The sequence below is a fragment of the Candidatus Nitrotoga sp. 1052 genome, from assembly GCF_927312905.1.
In the GTDB taxonomy this organism is placed as follows: Bacteria; Pseudomonadota; Gammaproteobacteria; order Burkholderiales; family Gallionellaceae; genus Nitrotoga.
This window is the reverse complement of the sequence record NZ_CAKMHQ010000046.1, coordinates 1-17,833: the sequence shown is the minus strand read 5'-3', so window position 1 is coordinate 17,833 and position 17,833 is coordinate 1. Positions and strand designations below refer to the sequence as shown.

15 protein-coding genes and 2 pseudogenes are annotated in these 17,833 nt (G+C 48.4%); 11 read left to right on the top strand and 6 right to left on the bottom strand.

The genetic code is table 11. The features are described from left to right. The first annotated feature begins 659 nt into the window (after positions 1-659). Both MJ768_RS09895 and MJ768_RS09890 read left to right on the top strand, forming a co-directional pair. A complete protein-coding gene (locus MJ768_RS09895; RefSeq protein ID WP_239291195.1) occupies positions 660-1,883 on the top strand; it encodes an ABC transporter permease in 1,224 nt (407 codons plus the stop codon). A gap of 22 nt (positions 1,884-1,905) precedes the next feature. Beyond that, positions 1,906-3,117, top strand: coding sequence for an ABC transporter permease (locus tag MJ768_RS09890; RefSeq protein WP_239291193.1), 1,212 nt, complete (start codon positions 1,906-1,908; stop codon positions 3,115-3,117). A 22-nt stretch (positions 3,118-3,139) separates the two neighbouring features. Here the strand turns inward: MJ768_RS09890 and MJ768_RS09885 are convergent, their stop codons facing one another. Further along, positions 3,140-3,937, bottom strand: coding sequence for an outer membrane lipoprotein-sorting protein (locus tag MJ768_RS09885; RefSeq protein WP_239291191.1), 798 nt, complete (start codon positions 3,935-3,937; stop codon positions 3,140-3,142). 192 nt (positions 3,938-4,129) lie between these two features. On the opposite strand from MJ768_RS09885, the pseudogene MJ768_RS09880 reads away from it, so the two are divergent. The 5 genes and pseudogenes from MJ768_RS09880 to MJ768_RS09865 all read left to right on the top strand — a co-directional run. After that, a pseudogene (locus tag MJ768_RS09880) lies at positions 4,130-4,399 on the top strand (FHA domain-containing protein); the annotation flags it as partial. Positions 4,400-4,420: 21 nt separating this feature from the next. Then, positions 4,421-5,113 carry an ABC transporter ATP-binding protein gene (locus MJ768_RS09875; protein WP_239291197.1) on the top strand — a complete coding sequence of 231 codons (693 nt, stop codon included), beginning with the start codon at positions 4,421-4,423 and terminating at the stop codon, positions 5,111-5,113. A gap of 315 nt (positions 5,114-5,428) precedes the next feature. Further along, positions 5,429-5,512 (top strand): annotated as a pseudogene (locus MJ768_RS15440) (GIY-YIG nuclease family protein); the annotation flags it as partial. A gap of 15 nt (positions 5,513-5,527) precedes the next feature. Continuing rightward, the gene (locus MJ768_RS09870) at positions 5,528-5,692 is read left to right on the top strand and encodes a hypothetical protein (RefSeq protein WP_239291182.1); all 165 of its coding nucleotides are present in this window, start codon (positions 5,528-5,530) and stop codon (positions 5,690-5,692) included. After that, positions 5,689-7,152 carry a DUF1302 family protein gene (locus tag MJ768_RS09865; RefSeq protein WP_320415733.1) on the top strand — a complete coding sequence of 488 codons (1,464 nt, stop codon included), beginning with the start codon at positions 5,689-5,691 and terminating at the stop codon, positions 7,150-7,152. Before MJ768_RS09870 ends, MJ768_RS09865 begins: the two co-directional genes overlap by 4 nt. A 198-nt stretch (positions 7,153-7,350) precedes the next feature. On the opposite strand, the gene MJ768_RS09860 is transcribed toward MJ768_RS09865, so the two are convergent. From MJ768_RS09860 to MJ768_RS09850, 3 genes are read right to left on the bottom strand one after another with little or no spacing between them, the layout of a single operon-like run. Beyond that, positions 7,351-8,427 carry a molybdopterin biosynthesis protein MoeY gene (locus MJ768_RS09860; RefSeq protein WP_239291178.1) on the bottom strand — a complete coding sequence of 359 codons (1,077 nt, stop codon included), beginning with the start codon at positions 8,425-8,427 and terminating at the stop codon, positions 7,351-7,353. Between the two features lies 1 nt (position 8,428). Then, positions 8,429-9,286, bottom strand: coding sequence for a ThiF family adenylyltransferase (locus tag MJ768_RS09855; protein ID WP_239291176.1), 858 nt, complete (start codon positions 9,284-9,286; stop codon positions 8,429-8,431). Further along, a complete protein-coding gene (locus MJ768_RS09850) occupies positions 9,283-10,068 on the bottom strand; it encodes an N-acyl amino acid synthase FeeM domain-containing protein (protein WP_239291174.1) in 786 nt (261 codons plus the stop codon). The genes MJ768_RS09855 and MJ768_RS09850 overlap by 4 nt, the downstream gene beginning before the upstream one ends. A gap of 644 nt (positions 10,069-10,712) precedes the next feature. Here MJ768_RS09850 and MJ768_RS09845 point away from each other — a divergent pair. The 4 genes from MJ768_RS09845 to MJ768_RS09835 all read left to right on the top strand — a co-directional run bounded on the left by MJ768_RS09845 (position 10,713) and on the right by MJ768_RS09835 (position 12,511). Next, positions 10,713-11,390 carry a PEP-CTERM/exosortase system-associated acyltransferase gene (locus MJ768_RS09845; RefSeq protein WP_239291172.1) on the top strand — a complete coding sequence of 226 codons (678 nt, stop codon included), beginning with the start codon at positions 10,713-10,715 and terminating at the stop codon, positions 11,388-11,390. A gap of 194 nt (positions 11,391-11,584) precedes the next feature. After that, positions 11,585-11,809, top strand: a complete 225-nt coding sequence (locus MJ768_RS15435; protein ID WP_445082987.1) for a DUF6444 domain-containing protein — start codon at positions 11,585-11,587, stop codon at positions 11,807-11,809. After that, positions 11,733-12,089, top strand: a complete 357-nt coding sequence (locus MJ768_RS09840; protein WP_239291170.1) for a hypothetical protein — start codon at positions 11,733-11,735, stop codon at positions 12,087-12,089. Before MJ768_RS15435 ends, MJ768_RS09840 begins: the two co-directional genes overlap by 77 nt. Next, the gene (locus tag MJ768_RS09835; RefSeq protein WP_239291168.1) at positions 12,086-12,511 is read left to right on the top strand and encodes an IS66 family transposase; all 426 of its coding nucleotides are present in this window, start codon (positions 12,086-12,088) and stop codon (positions 12,509-12,511) included. Before MJ768_RS09840 ends, MJ768_RS09835 begins: the two co-directional genes overlap by 4 nt. A 330-nt stretch (positions 12,512-12,841) precedes the next feature. Here the strand turns inward: MJ768_RS09835 and prsT are convergent, their stop codons facing one another. Then, the gene (prsT, locus tag MJ768_RS09830) at positions 12,842-15,625 is read right to left on the bottom strand and encodes an XrtA/PEP-CTERM system TPR-repeat protein PrsT (RefSeq protein ID WP_239291166.1); all 2,784 of its coding nucleotides are present in this window, start codon (positions 15,623-15,625) and stop codon (positions 12,842-12,844) included. A 292-nt stretch (positions 15,626-15,917) separates the two neighbouring features. Beyond that, positions 15,918-17,198 carry a nucleotide sugar dehydrogenase gene (locus MJ768_RS09825; RefSeq protein ID WP_239291164.1) on the bottom strand — a complete coding sequence of 427 codons (1,281 nt, stop codon included), beginning with the start codon at positions 17,196-17,198 and terminating at the stop codon, positions 15,918-15,920. Between the last annotated feature and the right edge of the window lie 635 nt (positions 17,199-17,833).

Here is a 17,833-nt window from a genome sequence, read left to right as displayed (position 1 = left end):
TTTACACTTGCAATTTGTTATTTTTAATGGGGGGAAGTCCGACAGGCTGCTAGCCGCTTCGATGCTTCTTGCTGGCTGATCTTGTCCTCTTCAAGCATGTCCAATACTTGTGCTCGTTTCACTTCTTTTTGACTCATAAGTTTGCCCATTTCAAAATATCCGCCGTTGTTTTAAACAGGGGGTGACTTGTATCACCAGCGGACATTTCTATTTGGGAGAAACCGGACATTACTACTTGGGGCTAACAGTTTGATTCAAAACCGCTTGTTTCAGCCCGTAAATCTGGTATCGTACCTCGCTGGTGAGCTGCTTATATTGCTTCATCTGTGCTCCTTTTACTTGGTCGTTTAAGTGGCTCCGATATTAACGCAGCTCGCCACCTAAATTCACTTACAAAAGTTGCACTTCAGAGTTGAATCCGCCTATCATGATTTAATACAACGAAATTAGTGGGAATTCTTCGAAATACGGGGCATCACAAATGCAATTCGCTTGTCAATACGAGACGCGCCGAGAACCGCGAGCCTTAGGTACGTGGGCCGTGCATCCATTCCCCGCAGGCTGGGGCCACGAGCCTACGGCTCTCGTAATGCCGCTATTCCGGCAATTGAGGCAATTGATGGATTACTCAGTTGACGATTCCGCCGCATGGGAGTTCTATGCCTAACCTGCTGATCGCTACGCGCAACCTTGCACGCAATCGGCGGCGGGCACTGTCAGCTTTGCTTACGGTAGCTGTCGGTGTTATCGCACTGGTGCTCGCCGACGGTTTCGTCCAGTGGATCTTCTGGGCCATGCGCGAAGCTACCATCCAGTCTCAATTAGGCCACATTCAGGTGATGCAGCCAGGATACCTCAACGCGGGAGCAGCAAATCCTTATGCGTATGTATTGCCGGAGAACTCGCCGCAGCGCAGAGCAATCGAGTCCACGCCCGGCGTCAAGCTGGTAGCGCCGCGGCTGGCGGTGACCGGGCTCATCAGCCATGGAGAGATGACAGTATCGTTTGTGGCACATGGTGTCGACCCCAAAAAGGAGGCAGGGCTCATCAAAGCTTTGAGTATCGTTGAAGGTCAGAATCTCGCCAGCGCTACGGCAAAAGAGGTAATCCTGGGGCGCGGTCTTGCGCGTAGTCTCGACGTGAGGCCGGGTGCTACTGTGGTACTGCTGGCAACTGCTTCAGGTGGCGGGATCAACGCCATCGAGGCGAAAGTCGCCGGGGTATTTATTAGCGCCAATCAAGCCTACGACAATGCCGCCCTGCGTCTGCCCATTGGACTGGCGCAGTCACTGCTGCGCGTTAATGGTGCCCACGCCTGGTTGGTGCTGCTGAATGACACTGAGCGCACGGTTGATTATCTCGCGCAGTTTCGCGCCAGTTTCCCCGCATCGGCGAACAAGCTGGAGTTCGTGCCTTGGTACCAGCAGGCAGATTTCTACAACAAAACGGTGGTGTTGTTCTCGCAGCAAATGAACGTGCTGCGGCTGATTATTGGCTGCATTATCGTGCTCAGTATTTCCAACATGTTGGTAATGAATGTGCTCGAGCGTACCGGTGAAATCGGCACACTACTGGCCATCGGTTTCAAGCGCAAAATAATCCTTCAGTTGTTCGCCATTGAGGGGGTTGTGCTCGGGCTGGTCGGTGCATCTCTGGGGTTAATCGTCGGCTATGGGCTGGCCGAATTGATCTCCGCGATTGGCATCCCCATGCCGCCACCCCCGGGTATGGAAGAGGGATATACCGGCAAAATACGGATTACCCTGAACGTGATGATGAATGCGTTTATGATTGCGTTCATTACCACTGCACTGGCGGGTTTGTATCCGGCATGGAAAGCCTCGCGCTTGCAAATCATTAACGCGTTGCGTCATAATATTTGAATATTTGAGGACTGCGAAAGCCATGTTCAAGCTCGCCTTCCGTAACATCTTTCGCAATCGTCTGCGCACTGCGCTGACGCTGGCGGCGATCATCATTGGGGTGGTTGCAATTATCATCACTGGCGGCTTTGTCGAGGATGTGTTTGTGCAGTTGCGTGAGTCGACAATTCACTCGCGCATCGGGCATGCGCAGATATTTAGGAGTGGCTATCTCGAGTATGGTCGCCGTGATCCTTCGCAATATATGATCACGCAGCCATATGAGGTGGCGAACGCGGTACAGTCCATTGCGCATGTGCAGACCATAATGACCCGCGTGAATTTTTCCGGGCTGGCCAACAACGGCCGCGCCGATTTGCCCATCATCGGTGAAGGCATTGAACCGGGCAAGGAGGCGCAATTAGGAACCGCAACTACTCTCGTTGCAGGTCGGCCGTTGCGGGTCACGGATGCATTCGGTGCGGTTATCGGAGAGGGTGTCGCCGCAGCTCTGCACTTGCGCCCGGGCAGCTTCGTGACGTTGATGGTGAATACACCGGAAGGCGCGCTGAATACTTTCGAGTATGAAGTCGTAGGCGTCTTCCGCACATTCTCCAAAGAATATGACGATCGAGCCGTACGAATTCCATTGTCAGCCGCACAGGAATTGTTGTTTACCCAGTCGGTACATAGCGCTGTCGTGTTGCTGGACGATACCTCCGCAACTGACGCAGTGACAGCGATGATCAGAACTAGGCTGGAGCCGCTCGGCTATGCCGTAAAGCCCTGGCATGAGCTGGCCGATTTTTATCAAAAGACTGAGGCTCTGTATCGGCGCCAATTCGGGGCGCTACAGGTCATCATTCTTGTCATGCTAGTTTTAAGCATTGCCAGCACCATCAATATGGTGGTATACGAACGCACAGGCGAGTTTGGAACTTTGCTTGCTCTGGGGCAGCGTCGGCGTCAAATTTTCAAACTAATACTGCTTGAAAACGCGCTGCTGGGCTTGTTTGGCAGCTTGCTCGGCGTGGTTGTTGGGGCCGCGCTTGCAGGCATAATATCGGGCATCGGTATTTCCATGCCGCCGCCGCCCGGCTCGAATGTCGGTTATACCGCTACGATTTTACTGGTACCGTGGGTGCTTGTGGCAGCGACCCTGATTGGCGCGCTGGCGGCGGTTATGGCTGCCGTGTTTCCGGCTCGTCGCGCCTCACGCCTGCCGGTAGTTGATGCACTACGCCATAATATTTGAGGGAAGCCTCTGCAATGCCGTATCAGCGACTGAGCTTCTTCAGATAATCCTTGGTGAATATTTTGTCCGACAGATCACGTATAACCATGTCGCGGTATTCAAGTACCGAACGACGACCATGGCGCAGACTATCTTCTATTACTAGCCGGGTCGGTCGCGTTTCTCCGCCCAGGGCACGAAATTCCTGGTAGTGGCCGGTTTTCAGTAGGCGACCTGAGAGTGCATAGAATTCAGCTTTATAAGGTCGACTGTTTTTTTCGTTTATCCAGTAAAGCACTTTGCGATAAGTGACCCCGTTATCGACTGCATCCAGTTGCAGAACGTGATAGGACACGCCGTCTATTTTCTCTGTGCGCAGGAGCTTGGGTTCGTAATCACCCGCGAAATTGGCGCGAGCCAAGTCACCATTCGCAACCTGCCCAGTCAGTTTCTGTGAAAGCGGCAAACGAATTGGTTGTGACAAGTTGGGCAGGAAAGCCCATAGGTCACGATCCCGCATCAGCAGAATCTGACCGCGGTCTACTGCAGGGGCTGTAGTTTGCACCAAAGTCTGGTTGTTACCTTTGGAGAGTATCCGGTAAACGCGTACATCTTCATCGGCGTCGGGTTCTGTTGTCGTGATTGTCACGTCAACCTGGAATCCCTCGTCTGGAAAACGAATACGATCTGCGCGCGATAGGATTTCACGTGCAAAATTGTCGCTGCCTGTGTTGTCAGCAGCCAGCGTTGCTTTGAAAATCGACAAAAGCATCGTGACCAGGAAAGCTGTCCAGAAAGCTTTTAACCGATGGCGCTTAATGTGAGCGTTGCGCAGAGACATGGTTTGCGGATGAGGATAAAATGAAATCATAGTGATAAATAGTATTCTGTCAATCCAAACCGGATTATTAAAGATTACAGAATATCATACGATAAAATTGAACAAGGGGTCATATTTGTATGCCAAGCAATAAGCAAAAATCTGTTTTTTTTCGTCATCAGTTTTGTTCCTGGTTAGCGGGTAGGCGGTGTCATGGCTAGTCTCTTGATAAAACAGGATCAACAGATTCTGCATAATATTCAACTCTCCAGGACTGATTACAGGATTGGCAGCGCTTCGGAATGCGAAATACAATTGCCACACCTTGGTGTTAGCCCCAGGCATGCCAATATTACCTGGGTCGACGGCTTTTATTATCTGGAAGATTTGGGAAGAGGTAATGGTATCTTGCTGAATGGGGAGAAAATTCAACGTGCCCAACTACAAAGTGGCGATAAGATTACTGTTCACTGTTTTCAGCTGGAGTTTGTTGCCGATGAAGAAATCGCTGTTGAATCTGCGGCGGCGATTGTTGAGGTTCAATCGGTAAATAAAGAATATTATTTAGGAAAACAAACTGTTACTGCATTGCTTAATATCTCGCTCAATATTCATAAAGGCGAATTCATGGCACTCGCAGGACCGTCAGGGAGTGGCAAGTCGACCCTGCTCAATCTGATTGGCTGTATTGACACTCCGACCTCGGGAAGCATTCTGATCGAAGGGCAGGATATAAGCGGCAAAACTCCTGATGAACTAGCTGATCTTCGATTGAATACGCTAGGATTTGTCTTCCAGACTTTCAATCTGCTGCCGGTATTATCGGCTTGGGAAAATGTCGAATATCCTTTATTGCAAATGCGTGATGTAGATAAGAAAACACGGCAGGAACGCGTGCAGCATTATCTGAATATGGTTGGCCTGGAGCCCTATGCGCACCACCGCCCCAATGAGTTGAGTGGCGGTCAACGCCAGCGAGTGGCGATTGCGCGCGCCCTCGCCACTCGTCCGAGCATAATTCTTGCAGATGAGCCGACCGCCAACCTAGATCACAAGACCGGCGAAGGCATTCTCATGTTGATGAAAGACATCAATCAGAATGAAGGTACGACCTTCGTTTTTTCCACTCACGATGCGCGGGTCATGGAAATGGCTGGCCGGGTGATTGAACTGGCCGATGGTCAAATGGTGGCATAGGAAGAACACCATGAGAGGGAATTTTTGCCCCAAAAACAGACGAAGGGTTTATCTGGCTTTATGTGATTCGTAGTGGGTAACCCTTCGATAAGCGCAAGATGAACAACAAGAAATAATTATTTAAAAATCCATCCATCCTTCGACAAGCCTTCGACAAGCTCAGGACGAACGGATTTTTAAATTCCGTTCGTCCTGAGCTTGTCGAAGGATGGACGGATTGCTAAAAGGGATAAATGAAATGTTTTGGGTGTACATTCTCCGCTGTGCCGACGGTAGCTATTACACTAGTCATATACCGACAATCTTGAAAGGCGCATCGGCCAGTACCAGGCTGGAGAATGCGAGGGTGATACCGCAACGCGCCGCCCGGTGGAGCTTGCTTGGTCGCAGGAGTGTGTCACGCGGAAAGACGCCTTGTCAGCCGAATTGCAAATCAAGGGCTGGAGCCGCAAGAAGAAAGAAGCCATGATGCGTGTCGACTGGACGGAAGTTTCTCGCTTGGCGAAAAGTAAATCCGCTCATCCTTCGACAGGCTCAGGACGAACGGATTTACCTCCTCTGCGGGAGGTTGAAAGTTGATTACCCACTCTATTTCACATAGAGCCGTTTATCTGATAAGGGTTCTCGGAGCTTTGCTGCTAAGCCTGTTTATAAGCACCGCCCCGGCAGGCGCAGCAGAAGGGAGAAAAAATAGTGTGAATGCGCAATCAATCGACGACCTTTTTAACGACCCTGCCCCCGGTCCCAAGGAATCCGTGTCGGAGAGCGTTCCAACTATTTTCGCTTCGCCCCTTGCGCAACAGACGGAGAAACCTGAGCCCCACTCTAACTTGCGACCGACCGGTTTTTATCAAAATAATCTGGCTTATACCTACGCCGGCAATCAACATTGGTCCAGATTCAACAACATGCTTGATGTTGCTACTCAGGGCCGCACGGAGGGCGGGATGGCGTGGAAATTGGGCGGGCGCATCAATTATGACCCGATCTATGATCTCACCGATTTTTATCCTCAAGCGGTGCGCAAAGACCAACGTTTCGAGGCCATGATCCGTGAGGCCTACACTGATTTCTCCACTGGAAACTGGGACTTTCGTTTAGGAAGACAACATATTATTTGGGGCGAAATGGTCGGGTTGTTTTTTGCCGATGTGGTATCTGCCAAAGATTTGCGCCAGTTCGTTTTGCAGGATTTCGACATCATCCGCATCCCGCAGTGGGCGGCACGGGCTGAGTATTTTAAGGGGGATTTTCATGTTGAAGGGGTATGGATACCCTACATGAGCTACGATAACATTGGCAAGCCCGGCGCCGAGTTCTACCCACTCAATCCGCCCCCCATCCCGGGTATGCAAACGGTCATTGCTTCAGAAAAAAAACCCACCGGCCTGGGTGATATGGCTTATGGCACGCGCTTGTCCTATCTTAAGAGCGGCTGGGATATCTCCGGCTTCTATTACACCGCCAATGATCCGGCGGCGGCCTTTTCGCGCCAGACTACACTGCTGCCTACCCCTGTCATCACCTTTCAGCCCATTCACGAGCGCATCCACCAGATAGGCGCCACATTGAGCAAAGATCTTGGACCGATGGTACTCAAGGCTGAGGCGATCTACACCAAGGACAAACAGTTCAGCACGACAAACGCAGCCGACGCGGATGGCCTGGTCAAGCAAAACATCTTTGATTACGTCGCTGGCCTGGAATGGAGTTTTCCGCAGGAAACGCGTTTCAACATGCAAATCTTTCAGCGCTTGTTCCCGAATCATGACTCAGGTATCGTACCAAACAAAACTGAAAGTGGAATATCATTGCTGCTTAGTACCCAAGCGCTGCACCCTAAACTCGAACCTAAAATGCTGTTGGTCAAAAGCTTCAACCGCAACGATTGGTTCGCTCAGCTTAAACTCACCTACAAGCTGGACGGCAATTGGCGGCTGGCAGCAGGAGCCGATATCTTCACAGGGCGCAATACCGGCCTGTTCGGGCAGTTCGACAATAAAGACCGGGTTTATACCGAAGTGCGTTACAGTTTTTGACTAACCACGGGATAAATCTGATCTCCAAGCCGTTAGCATTGAGAAACTGGTGCGGATAGGCGAACAAAAGCACCAGTCGGCGCAAGAACTTCCGCAGATTTGCGTTCAGCCTCGCCATAGCGGCACATTCATTGCGTTGCTTACAAGCACTTTCCGCTAGTCTGATTTTCGTTGATCTGAACCTGCCAAAACATCAAATCAAAGCTGCAAAAGCTTTTGTATAGGCAGACGTAAGGATCGGCTTGCGACTGAGCGCCCGTTACCGATTCTTCCGAGAAAGACGGCCCGTTCCACTGCATTGTTCTGCAACAGCCCTGAAAGTCGGGCGCCCAAGTGAGTCGCTGTTTCCATGGCACCGGGCAGGCGGCTGAACACCCTGTCATCACGCGCATAACGACCAAAAATTACAGGGGTCATCTCTGGCTGCAGTTGCAAACCAAGACTTGTGGCTGTCAGCCAAAACCGCTGAACTGCCCGCCCTGCAGCCACATAATGGTCTATCGTCGTGGGTGCTTCGTCGGCCAGAATGGCGAAATGGGCGGCACAGAACAGGCCGGGCAACAGATCCATTTCAATCCGTGGAACTATGTGCCCTGCCAAATAAGTATTAAAAAAAAGGACTCGTTGCCAACTAGCCATGACCCAGTGCATCAGTTTAAGGGTCATGGCATCCAGCCCCAGAGATTGGTCGGGTACCCTGTCTTCGCTAAAGCGTGCTTTCCACTCGATGATATCGCGATGGACAGAATAGGCCTCGGGCAGAGTGAGTCGTAGCTTGGCATTGTCAAACATCAGATTGGCCATCTGCCAGCGGTGCATCCATCCTTCAAACCAGCGTATGGTGTAATATTTTCCTACTGCGCTTTGCAGCGCTTTTTTTTGTGGCTCGGTAAGTACGTTGGTGTGCATTGACCTACGCTGTACTGAACGTTGTTTTATATAGGGTAACAGGGGGTCCGACGGCAATTGGCTGTCCGGGATTAAATTCACTAAATAGTCAGGATGAGTATCCGGTGAGTCGGGACGGCGCCCGAATTCTGCCAGCAGGCCATGAGCACTGGCGGCTATGGCGAGGGTTTCCAGTAGCGCACCAAGGGCAATCTGACTGGGATGGCCATCCAAGTCGTAGATGCAATGGTCGCGGGTATCGAATGCATGGACGATCAGATGGAGCTCGTCGAGGATTTCAAAGCGCCAGGGCTGGGTGTTATCGCCGGAGGGCGCCCAGCGGGCGAGTTCGAGAATATCCGTGATGGGTTGAGATGTGGGTTGCATTTTATAGTCCAAGTTTGCGTTTGGCGAAGGCGATAGCGAGACGCTGCAAAGGGTTGCGGTTGCCGCCGGGCCGCCAAGTCAGCATCAGTTTGTTGCGGTAGGCATCGAAGTGGTAGCCTTTGGGCGCCGCCCGGACGGGGCCGCGGCCCAAGAGGATTTTCAGTGCTTCAGTCGCCGCGACACCGGCACAAAGCTGGCAGGCCATGATGGTGGACGGGCCTTTGCGATTAGCCAGATCGACTGCTGATGGATCAGCCAAGTAGCCCATTTGCAAGCGGGCGGGCGCAAGCCCTAGGAGAAAACGCAGGGGTTTTTCCGCTTCGGGGCCGTCATCCAGACGGAAATAATCATTGAAGCTCATGCCGCCAGGTAAAAAATAGAGTACCGCAGTCCCCATTCCCAGCGGGGCAGCTGTAATGGCTGGTATACCTTTTGCCGCACACTCGGCAAACACTTGCTGGCGGGCTTGAAAAGCGAAAAAATCCAGCCCGTCGACATAGAGATCGACCCCTTCCAGAAAGGCATCGAGATTGTTTTCATTCACTCCTTGGGCAAAGCCGGTTACGTCAAGTTCTGGATTAATATCACGCGCTTGTTGGATCATGACATCGAGCTTGGGTTGGCCCAATGCGCTGATTGTCGCCCCAGACTGGCGATTGAAATTAACGAGATCAAAGGTATCAAAATCGGCCAGATGGAATTTGCCTATACCCAACCGACAAAGCGTTAATAGATGAATCCCGCCGACCCCCCCCAGGCCGGCTATCGCCACACGTTTGTGGCGCAGCTGATTCTGCTCATCCCGCGTTAGCCAGCCAATATTGCGAGAAAAGGCCTGCTCGTATTCAAATGTGCTCATGACGACGTGACGGGGCCAAATCCATCTCTCACTAAACGTTGAGTAATCCCAAGTTCATCCGTGGGGGAAAAGAAATAAGGGTAAATCGACTTGGTGTTTTTTGCATCTGGCCCGAGACCGCCGTATTTTTGAATCTGTTCGAACATATGGGACATCTTTAGCGTCAATAGCACAGCCGGAGCATTAACACGAGGACAAATTTTCTCTGGGCCTAGTTGTTTAAAACCCATCATGCGCTCATAAAAAATCACATGTCGTGGATTGACCTCAATTAAAGTATCGGTGCAATGATGGATATTTCTTGCATAAATATAGGCAATATGAAGTAGCGCCGGCATTACTCTATTGGATTTGAGATTCAGGTCGATTGCCAAGCGTGTGATATCGAAAATTTTTCTGCCCTGACTACGCAGAAGCTCCACTTCAGGATGGTAAAGCTCATCAGCTGCTAAACCTTGGGTAGGGGAATCCAGACCTAAGGTGAGGGTGCCCACTACGTTATCTTCATAGTAGGTCACCAAAGTGATCTTGTTGGGATCCGGTTTTACGGAATCCGTGTCATAGCCGCGCCAACTGTACATCTTCTTGATCAGCAGGCTAGCGGCTTCACGTATGCCTTGCGAATTTGCTAACCGGATTTGAAATTGTTGCTGAGCAAAGGGTATTTCTTTGACAGTATCGGATTTTAACTTGGGAATTGAAACATCTTGTAATCGGTGTGGGGACGGAAACGTAATGATGGCTTGATCATTCTGATCCGTGGAATCTGGCTCAGTAGTCATTGGCAGACAACCCCACAAGTTATGTTATTTAAGTTGAAAATTATCACAATTGACTACTATAAGCAAAAAATCTCTTCAACATGCATTGAAAAATGTATTTGTAAAGCAGTCTTGAATCAATAACGGCTAATATAAGATATTATTTAGTTTTATGATTAATTTTAATCAATTGGTTATATTGTCTCCATATTGAGACAATATAACCAATTGATTAAAATCATAAAATATTAAAAGTTATTGTAAATGTCTCTAAATGCAGACATATATTTATAAATAATAATATTAAATAGTGGAATTCAATATTCGTCTTTTAAATTAAATCGAGGTTTCTCTCTGTAGTTCTTTCTGATAGCAGGAAGTCGACAATCCTAGCTTTTTAAATTTGGCTATGGCATAAAAATTGCTTTGTATCTTATGTTCGGTATCGAACAGATGCACACTTAAAAGTATGACTTATATTTACCTTGCTAAAGAGGACATGTAACTCACAAATATTCAAATGTTGCAGTAAGATAACATAATAATTTTCAGATACGAAAAAGCCTATTGCTCTTGTTCATAAATGGCTTTAAACAAGGCGCAAAATACAAGTTCAAATCTTGTCTTGCTATTTCTTTCAACTTGTCAGTGGAGAAACCGAGAAAATGCCAAACAACAGCTATGAAGTCATATTGGCTGATACTGAAGAAAGTAAAAATATTCACTACAACCTACGATATCAAATTTTTTGCTTGGAAAAAAGATTTGAGGAGGCAAGCAAATGTAAGGATGAAATGGAAAAAGACACTCATGACGATAATGCTATTCATTTTCTCGTCAAGAGCAATAACCGCTGGATAGGTTCTTTCCGTCTTGTAATTGATCAATTTGGAAATTTACCCTTTCAGAAAGTCTCGGCTCTTGATCCTTTACAATTCCTTCAGCGTAATCTAGAAATCGCCGAATTTTCCAGACTAGGCGTCCTTCGTCCTTTTCAGAAATTAAGGAATGGCCAGCCGCCGAAAGAGTCTTCCGAGAGTGAATCCGAGATCATGCTGAAGATGATCCATGCTGGTGTCGACTACTGCCGTACAAATGGTCTTGGACATATCATCATCTTGTGCCGCCGTTCTATCTCTCGCGTCCTGAACCAGTTCGGGCTTGAAGCCCGCCCAATCGGTCCCGCGGTCTTTCATCATGGGCCCAGAGTCCCTTTCGTCTTCAATTTGGCCAATCTTCACGCTTTTGATGCCATCGTAAATTCACGCTTAACAGCTCGAAGGGCTTACTCAGTTTATTCTGAAATATACTCCAACGAAGTTCCGCTAGCGCTTGCAGCATAGCAACCAGCTACCTTTTGGCTGATTGTCAGATGGGATAGAATTACAAGAGTATTAGGTAATTATGAAAAATTGATATTAATTTTGTGACTGCTCAGCATAGGCTTGCAGAACAATAAGTTATTTATCATACTTCGAGCCATGCGCGAACTCGAACTTCCTGACCTCACAAACTGACCTCGGATCAAAAGGATGATTTGATCCGCCTGTTATTCGAACAGGTTCGGATTTTAACTGCGCGAGTGTCAGAATTGGAAGCTCGGTTATCCAAGGACAGTCACAATTCGAGCAAGCCACCGTCCTCCGATGGTCTGAAGAAGACACGCTCACTGTGTCGCCCCTCGGGTGCCAAGCCCGGTTGGTCAGGTCGGACACAAAGGAACGACTCTCAAGCGCGTGCGGGAACCGGACGAGGTTATTGAGCATGGTTTACCGGAGCGTTGCGATGGATGTGGGGAGACCTTGCCTCTATCCTGCTCACAGATTGCAGAACGTCGGCAAGTGTTCGATATTCCAGTGGTGCGTTACAAAGCGATTGAACATCGCACCCTGCGACAGCAATGCGGGCGCGGCAAACTGCACGAGAGTCACTTTCCCGCAGGCATGAGCGAGGCGGTGCAGCATGGGCCGAACATTCGCGCTCTGGCGGTTCATCTGACGCAAGGCCAACTGTTGCCGCTCGCGCGAAGCGCGCAGAGTTGATCGACGATCTGTATGGGCTGGAAGTTTCACCAGCCACGCTGCTGGCGTGGATTGAAGAGGCGGGTCAGATGCTGCGACCCGCAGTTGAGAGCATCACACAGGCACTGATCGAAGCGCCGGTGGTTCATGCCGACGAATCGGGTTTGCGGGTGGCGTCATGCTTGCACTGGTTGCATACGGCGGCCAGCGAAACGCACACATGGTATGGCGTGCATACCAAGCGCGGGATGGAGGCGATCGAAGCGCATGGAATTTTACCCAAGCGGATTGCCACTCTCGTGCATGACTGCTGGAAGCCTTACTGGAAACTTGAATGCGTGCACGCGTTGTGCAATGCCCACCTGTTGCGCGAACTTGTTTTTCTGCACGAGAGCACCGGCCAGACTTGGCCGCAATGCATGATCGACATTTTAATCTCATGAGCTTACCTATTCTAAAGCAATGCCAGATTCGGTCATTCCATGATGGTTTATGTGATATTAATTATATTTGGCGACGAAAGATGAAAGTGTTAGCGCAACTACCAAAGCTTGCCGACTACTTGTTGGTAATCGTTTATGCGTGAGCTCCTGCCGACGGATCATCAAGCCCACCCACTTCACGATTTCTCATATCCCCCGTGGGTAGTTGATCGATAGGTTCAACAATGTGTTCGCTTCGTCAAGGCTTAACGTAATTGATCTTTATCTCTCCATCCAATCATGAGAGCTTATCCTCGATAGATTGTTTTTTTCAGGGGATTGGGTAACTTATTAAAGTTGTTTTAGCAAGGCTCGCGCCTCCTCAATCTTAGAAAAATTTTTCTTGGTATCTAAAAGGTGCTCAAGTTCCTTACGCGCCTTAGGCTTGTCGCCTGATTTAACCAATCCAAGTACAAGATGATATTGAATTTCCGCAGCTTTTGGCGCCAAAGAGCTTGCCTTTTGCAGAAGTGGCAGGCCGCGTGATGTGTTGCCTTGCTCAACCAGTATCCAACCTAGGGTGTCCAGTATCGCAGGATTATCCGGTGTTAATTGATTGGCTTTTTCGGCATACTCCAAGGCGCGAGGGTCTTTTTCCTGCTGATAAAGCCAAGCCAGGTTGTTCAGTGCCGGAACGTATTTGGGCTCTTGGCGCAGGATGGTCTCGTATTGCTCAGTGGCTTCCTTATTTTTCTTTTCAGCAAGATAGGTCCCGGCAAGGTAGATCCGAGTTTCAGTATCGGCAGGGTGTTCCTTCAGCCATTGGGTCAAGCGGGAGCCAGCTTCTTTGCCTTTTCCTGCATGGCTGAGCGATGAATGCAACTTCACAATCAGTGGTCCACTTTTGCTGATAGTGAATGCCTGCTCATAGGCCTTTACCGCAAGATCAGGTTTTTTTTGAGCCATCAGCACATCACCTTCCAGCACGAAGCCTATGGGTGATTTCTCGCTTTTTTTCTGAATCTGCCGGGCAATTGCGAGGGCTTGCTCATAATTTCCTTTGCTGGCCTCCAGAGAGGCTAGGGCCAATTGCGCTTCCAGATAATCCGGTTGCAATGATAGTGCTTTTTTGAGGGCATCTGATGCTGCCGGCTGGTTCTGCATTGCCATGTGAACGGCGGCGATAAGGAATTGGGCAGGGGCGGAGTCCGGCTTCATCGCGGCGAGCCTGTTGTAGGTTGCCAAAGCGGCTGGCTTATCGCCGTTGACGAATTGGGCTTGTCCAAGAATATTCAGAGCTTCTGGGTTGCTGGAGTTGGAGCCTTGAAGTTTTTGGGCGAGGGTAAGTGCTTTTTGTTTTTCACCTATGCGTAAATAATGAGTTGCCAGCAGCATGGCCGGCTGCAATGCATCCGGGTTTTCTTTGCTGGCATTCTCTAGCCAGGTGGTGGCTTCCTTGGTCTGCCCTTGGGAGAGCGCAAGATCGGCTAGTGCAGTCATGACTTGAGAATTTTTCTTGTTTTTTTCGAGGATAGCCTCAAGGCGCTTTTTGGCTATTTCTGGTTTCTTGTCCCGTAGGTCAAGTTGCACAAGGTTCATCACAGTAGTGAAATTGGTGGGTTGGATGGAAAGTGCTTTTTCAAAGCTCGCGCGTGCGGCAACGCTATCATTTTTGCCCAGGTAGGCAGCGCCTTTCAGGTTGTGAGCAAGGGGGTTGTCTGGCTGTTCTTTCTCAAGGGTTTTCGCTGCTGCGAGTGCCTTATCGTATTCTTTAAGGCGAAGATGAGTCATTACCAACAAGACGCCTGCCTGGGATGATTTTGTGTCCAAAGCTGTAGCTGTTTCCATTTCGGCCACTGCGCGGTCATTCTCACCTAGCGCCAGTTTGCTCAAGCCTAGAGCGGTGTGAAGTTCTGCCGCTTTCGGAGCAAGCGCGCTGGCCTTTGTAAAATATTCCGCCGCCTTTGTGTAGTCTCCAGCCTGCATATATGATTCACCCGCGAGAGCAAACAGTTGGATATCATCTTGTTGCGCGATTTTAAGCGCTGGGGATAATACATCGATTGCGTTTTGTGTACGGCGGCTTTTCAATAACGTGGATACCATCAATTTACGAGCGTAGAGATTACCTGGATCCTTCTCCAGGTATTTTTTCAAGTGTTGTTCGGCTTGTGGTATTGATCCAAGCGCGAGCTGTACGGCTCCTGTCAGCAGAACGCTAGGCATATGTTCTGGTGCTACACTTAGAACTTTCTGCAGAGATTCCAATGCTGCAGCATGCTTCCCTTGGCGGAAATCAAGTAGTGCTTGCGCATAGATAATGATTAGATTGTTCGGTGATAATTTGCGTGCCGCGTCAATATCTGCCTTGGCTACATCGAATTTCCCTGTTCCAATTTCCAGGAAGGCCTTGTTGATATGAGCTGAGCTATTGTCCGGCTGTAATTTTAAAACTTGGTCATAGGCGGCAAGAGCGGGCTCGATTTTTCCTTGGGCGCGTAGAAGATCGCCTTTAAAGAGCAAAACGTCCGTGTTTTGTGGATTTTTGGTTACAGCTAGCTCTGAGAAACGTGTTGCGGCATCAATATTTTTCTCCGTAATAGAATGTCTGGCTAGTCCGATGAGCGCGTCCGGGAAATCAGGCTTGATCTTTAGTGCCTGCTCAAACGATTCCTTGGCTTCTTTGCCTTTTCCTAATGCGAGGTAAGCATTACCGCGCAAGCTTGATATATCAGCAGATTCCTTTTTCCCTGAGATTTGCTTTATTTCATCCAGAACCATCTGGAACTTCCCTTGCATGAGCAAGGTTTTGCCCAGGTCAGGAGATACCTTGGTGGGGTTCATGCCCAAGCTCAAAGCCTTGCGGAGTTCTTTCTCGGCTGATTGGGAATCTGCTGTTTCATTGTAGATGGTGCCCAAAAGATAACGGGCTTCGACATCATCCGGGTTCTTTTGTAACGCATTCTTTAGTTGGATGATAGCGGCTTTGTTGTCGCCCTTCAGTTGGTACTGCTTGGCTTCATTAACGAGTGTTTCGGAAGTCTCAGTTTTGCCGCAGGCGGTCATGCCTCCCATGAACAGGATTGCTCCAGCAATCATTAAAACGGTTAATGTTGGCCTGTTTATGTTTGGCATAACTTCTTTCCTTTTAATTTCGTGGTGGCTTTAAATTGACTAAGATAGTAACGCTAAACTGGAAGCAAAGTGTACACATTGTCCAAGGCCTTAAACCACTTTGCACCACTATACCAAATGCATTTCTTATTGGGGGGATATAGATTTGGAAATATCAATAGTCGTATAGCTTGGGAAGTTTCAAGAAGGTTAGCCCAATTCAGGCAACGTCAAAATATTGTGGTTTTGGCCGCCCTAAATATTGATTCGCGTCTTGGTGTTCGTCAAGTATTGGATGTTGTAACCATTTTATTTAGAGTCTCCAGACGTTAAGTCCTGCTGCACGCAGAGCTGTCTGATCAAAATGAGATTTTACATCAATAAAACAACCATTTGAAACAATTTTTGACTGGAAGTCTGCAAGAGGTCTGGCAAGAAATTCACTGTGTGAAACTGCAGCAATAAGTGCATCTGCGCGTGGCAGGTTTTCCCAAGTTACAAGTTCCAAGCCATACTCGTGAAGAGCGTCTTTGACTGTTGCCACAGGATCATGGATATGAACTTCTACACCGTAGGACCGGAGTTCGTGAATTATGTCCATGACCTTCGAATTCCTCAGGTCAGGACAATTTTCCTTGAATGTTAATCCGAGTATGTTAACTTTTGAGCCTTTTACATTGAGGCCGGCCCGGATCATTTCCTTCACGGTTTTTTCCGCAATAAATTTTGCCATTCCATCATTTATTCGGCGTCCGGCTAGTATCACTTGGGGATGATAACCAATCATATCTGCTTTGTGGGTAAGATAGTAAGGGTCTACGCCAATGCAGTGCCCCCCGACCAATCCAGGACGGAATGGGAGAAAATTCCATTTGGTACCAGCGGCCTGCAGTACCTGTAGCGTGTCAATTCCAAGTTTATCGAAAATTATGGCTAATTCGTTAATTAATGCGATATTCAGGTCACGTTGGGTATTTTCGATCACTTTTGCTGCTTCTGCGACCTTGATGCTGGATGCTCTGTGTACACCGGCACTGATGATAGTTTCGTAAAGCTTTGCTACTTTCTCCAATGTTTCGTTATCATCTCCTGATACAATTTTTACAATGGAAGTAAGGGTGCGTTCTTTATCGCCGGGATTGATTCTTTCTGGAGAATATCCAATGTGAAAATCCTTTTTCCATACCATACCAGAGTGTTTCTCCAGAATTGGAATGCATATTTCCTCAGTAGCACCAGGGTAAACTGTGGATTCATAGATAATGATTGCGCCGAGCTTCATATTTTCCCCAACCGTTTTGCTGGCGCCAACAAGAGGAGAGAAATCCGGCTGGTGGGCACTATCAACGGGTGTAGGAACTGCGATTACAATATAGTCGGCAAGAGACAATTCGGATGGGTTGGAGCTGACTGTAAGATGGATGGCCGCCTGCAGGTTTTCGGTTGACAACTCGCCGGTTGGATCAATGTGCCGTTTGTAGCTCTCGATTTTGGTGGCGGAGAGATCGAACCCGATAGTTCGCTGCTTTTTTCCAAACTCTACAGCCAGAGGTAAACCCACATAGCCAAGCCCAACTACGGCAACAACGTCCATACTAAACTCACTTTGCTATTATCATGGTTTTCTGAATCTAGCAGATATGCTGGAAAGCTTCAATCTTATTCTCATATTATCGGTTTATTAACATCCCTAATGTTCTTGCTGCAAAAGTCGATATGATGTGAGTGTGGCTTAATGATACGAGCAAATTTTTTGGAGTAAATTAATGTTGTTTAGAATTTCCAATCACTATGTCTCCAAAATAGTGTCCATTCTGCTTTTTGTTGAAACTCTTGTATTCATAGCCTCAGTCTATCTTGGGGCGACTATTCGGTTCTTTGATAGCGACTTTCCATATTTTGTCAAGATGGAGAATTTTTTCCTGACGGCATGTGCATTTGCATTAGTAATGGTTTTCAGTATGAGTGCTTTTGGCATGTATAAACATAATTACAGAGAGGATATAAGAAATACCTTTCTCCGGCTCATGCCTTCCTTTGCCTTGGGATTCGGCATCATAACGTTGGTATTTTATATAGTGCCAGATATTTATGTTGGTCGCGGTATTTTAGGTCTCGTAATTATTATTTCTGCTTTTTTGATTTTATTGGTGAGGATTGTTTTTTATCAATTATCACTAGTGTCCCAACGTTAATCGAACAGAAACAACTGGTTGGTCGAATCCTGTG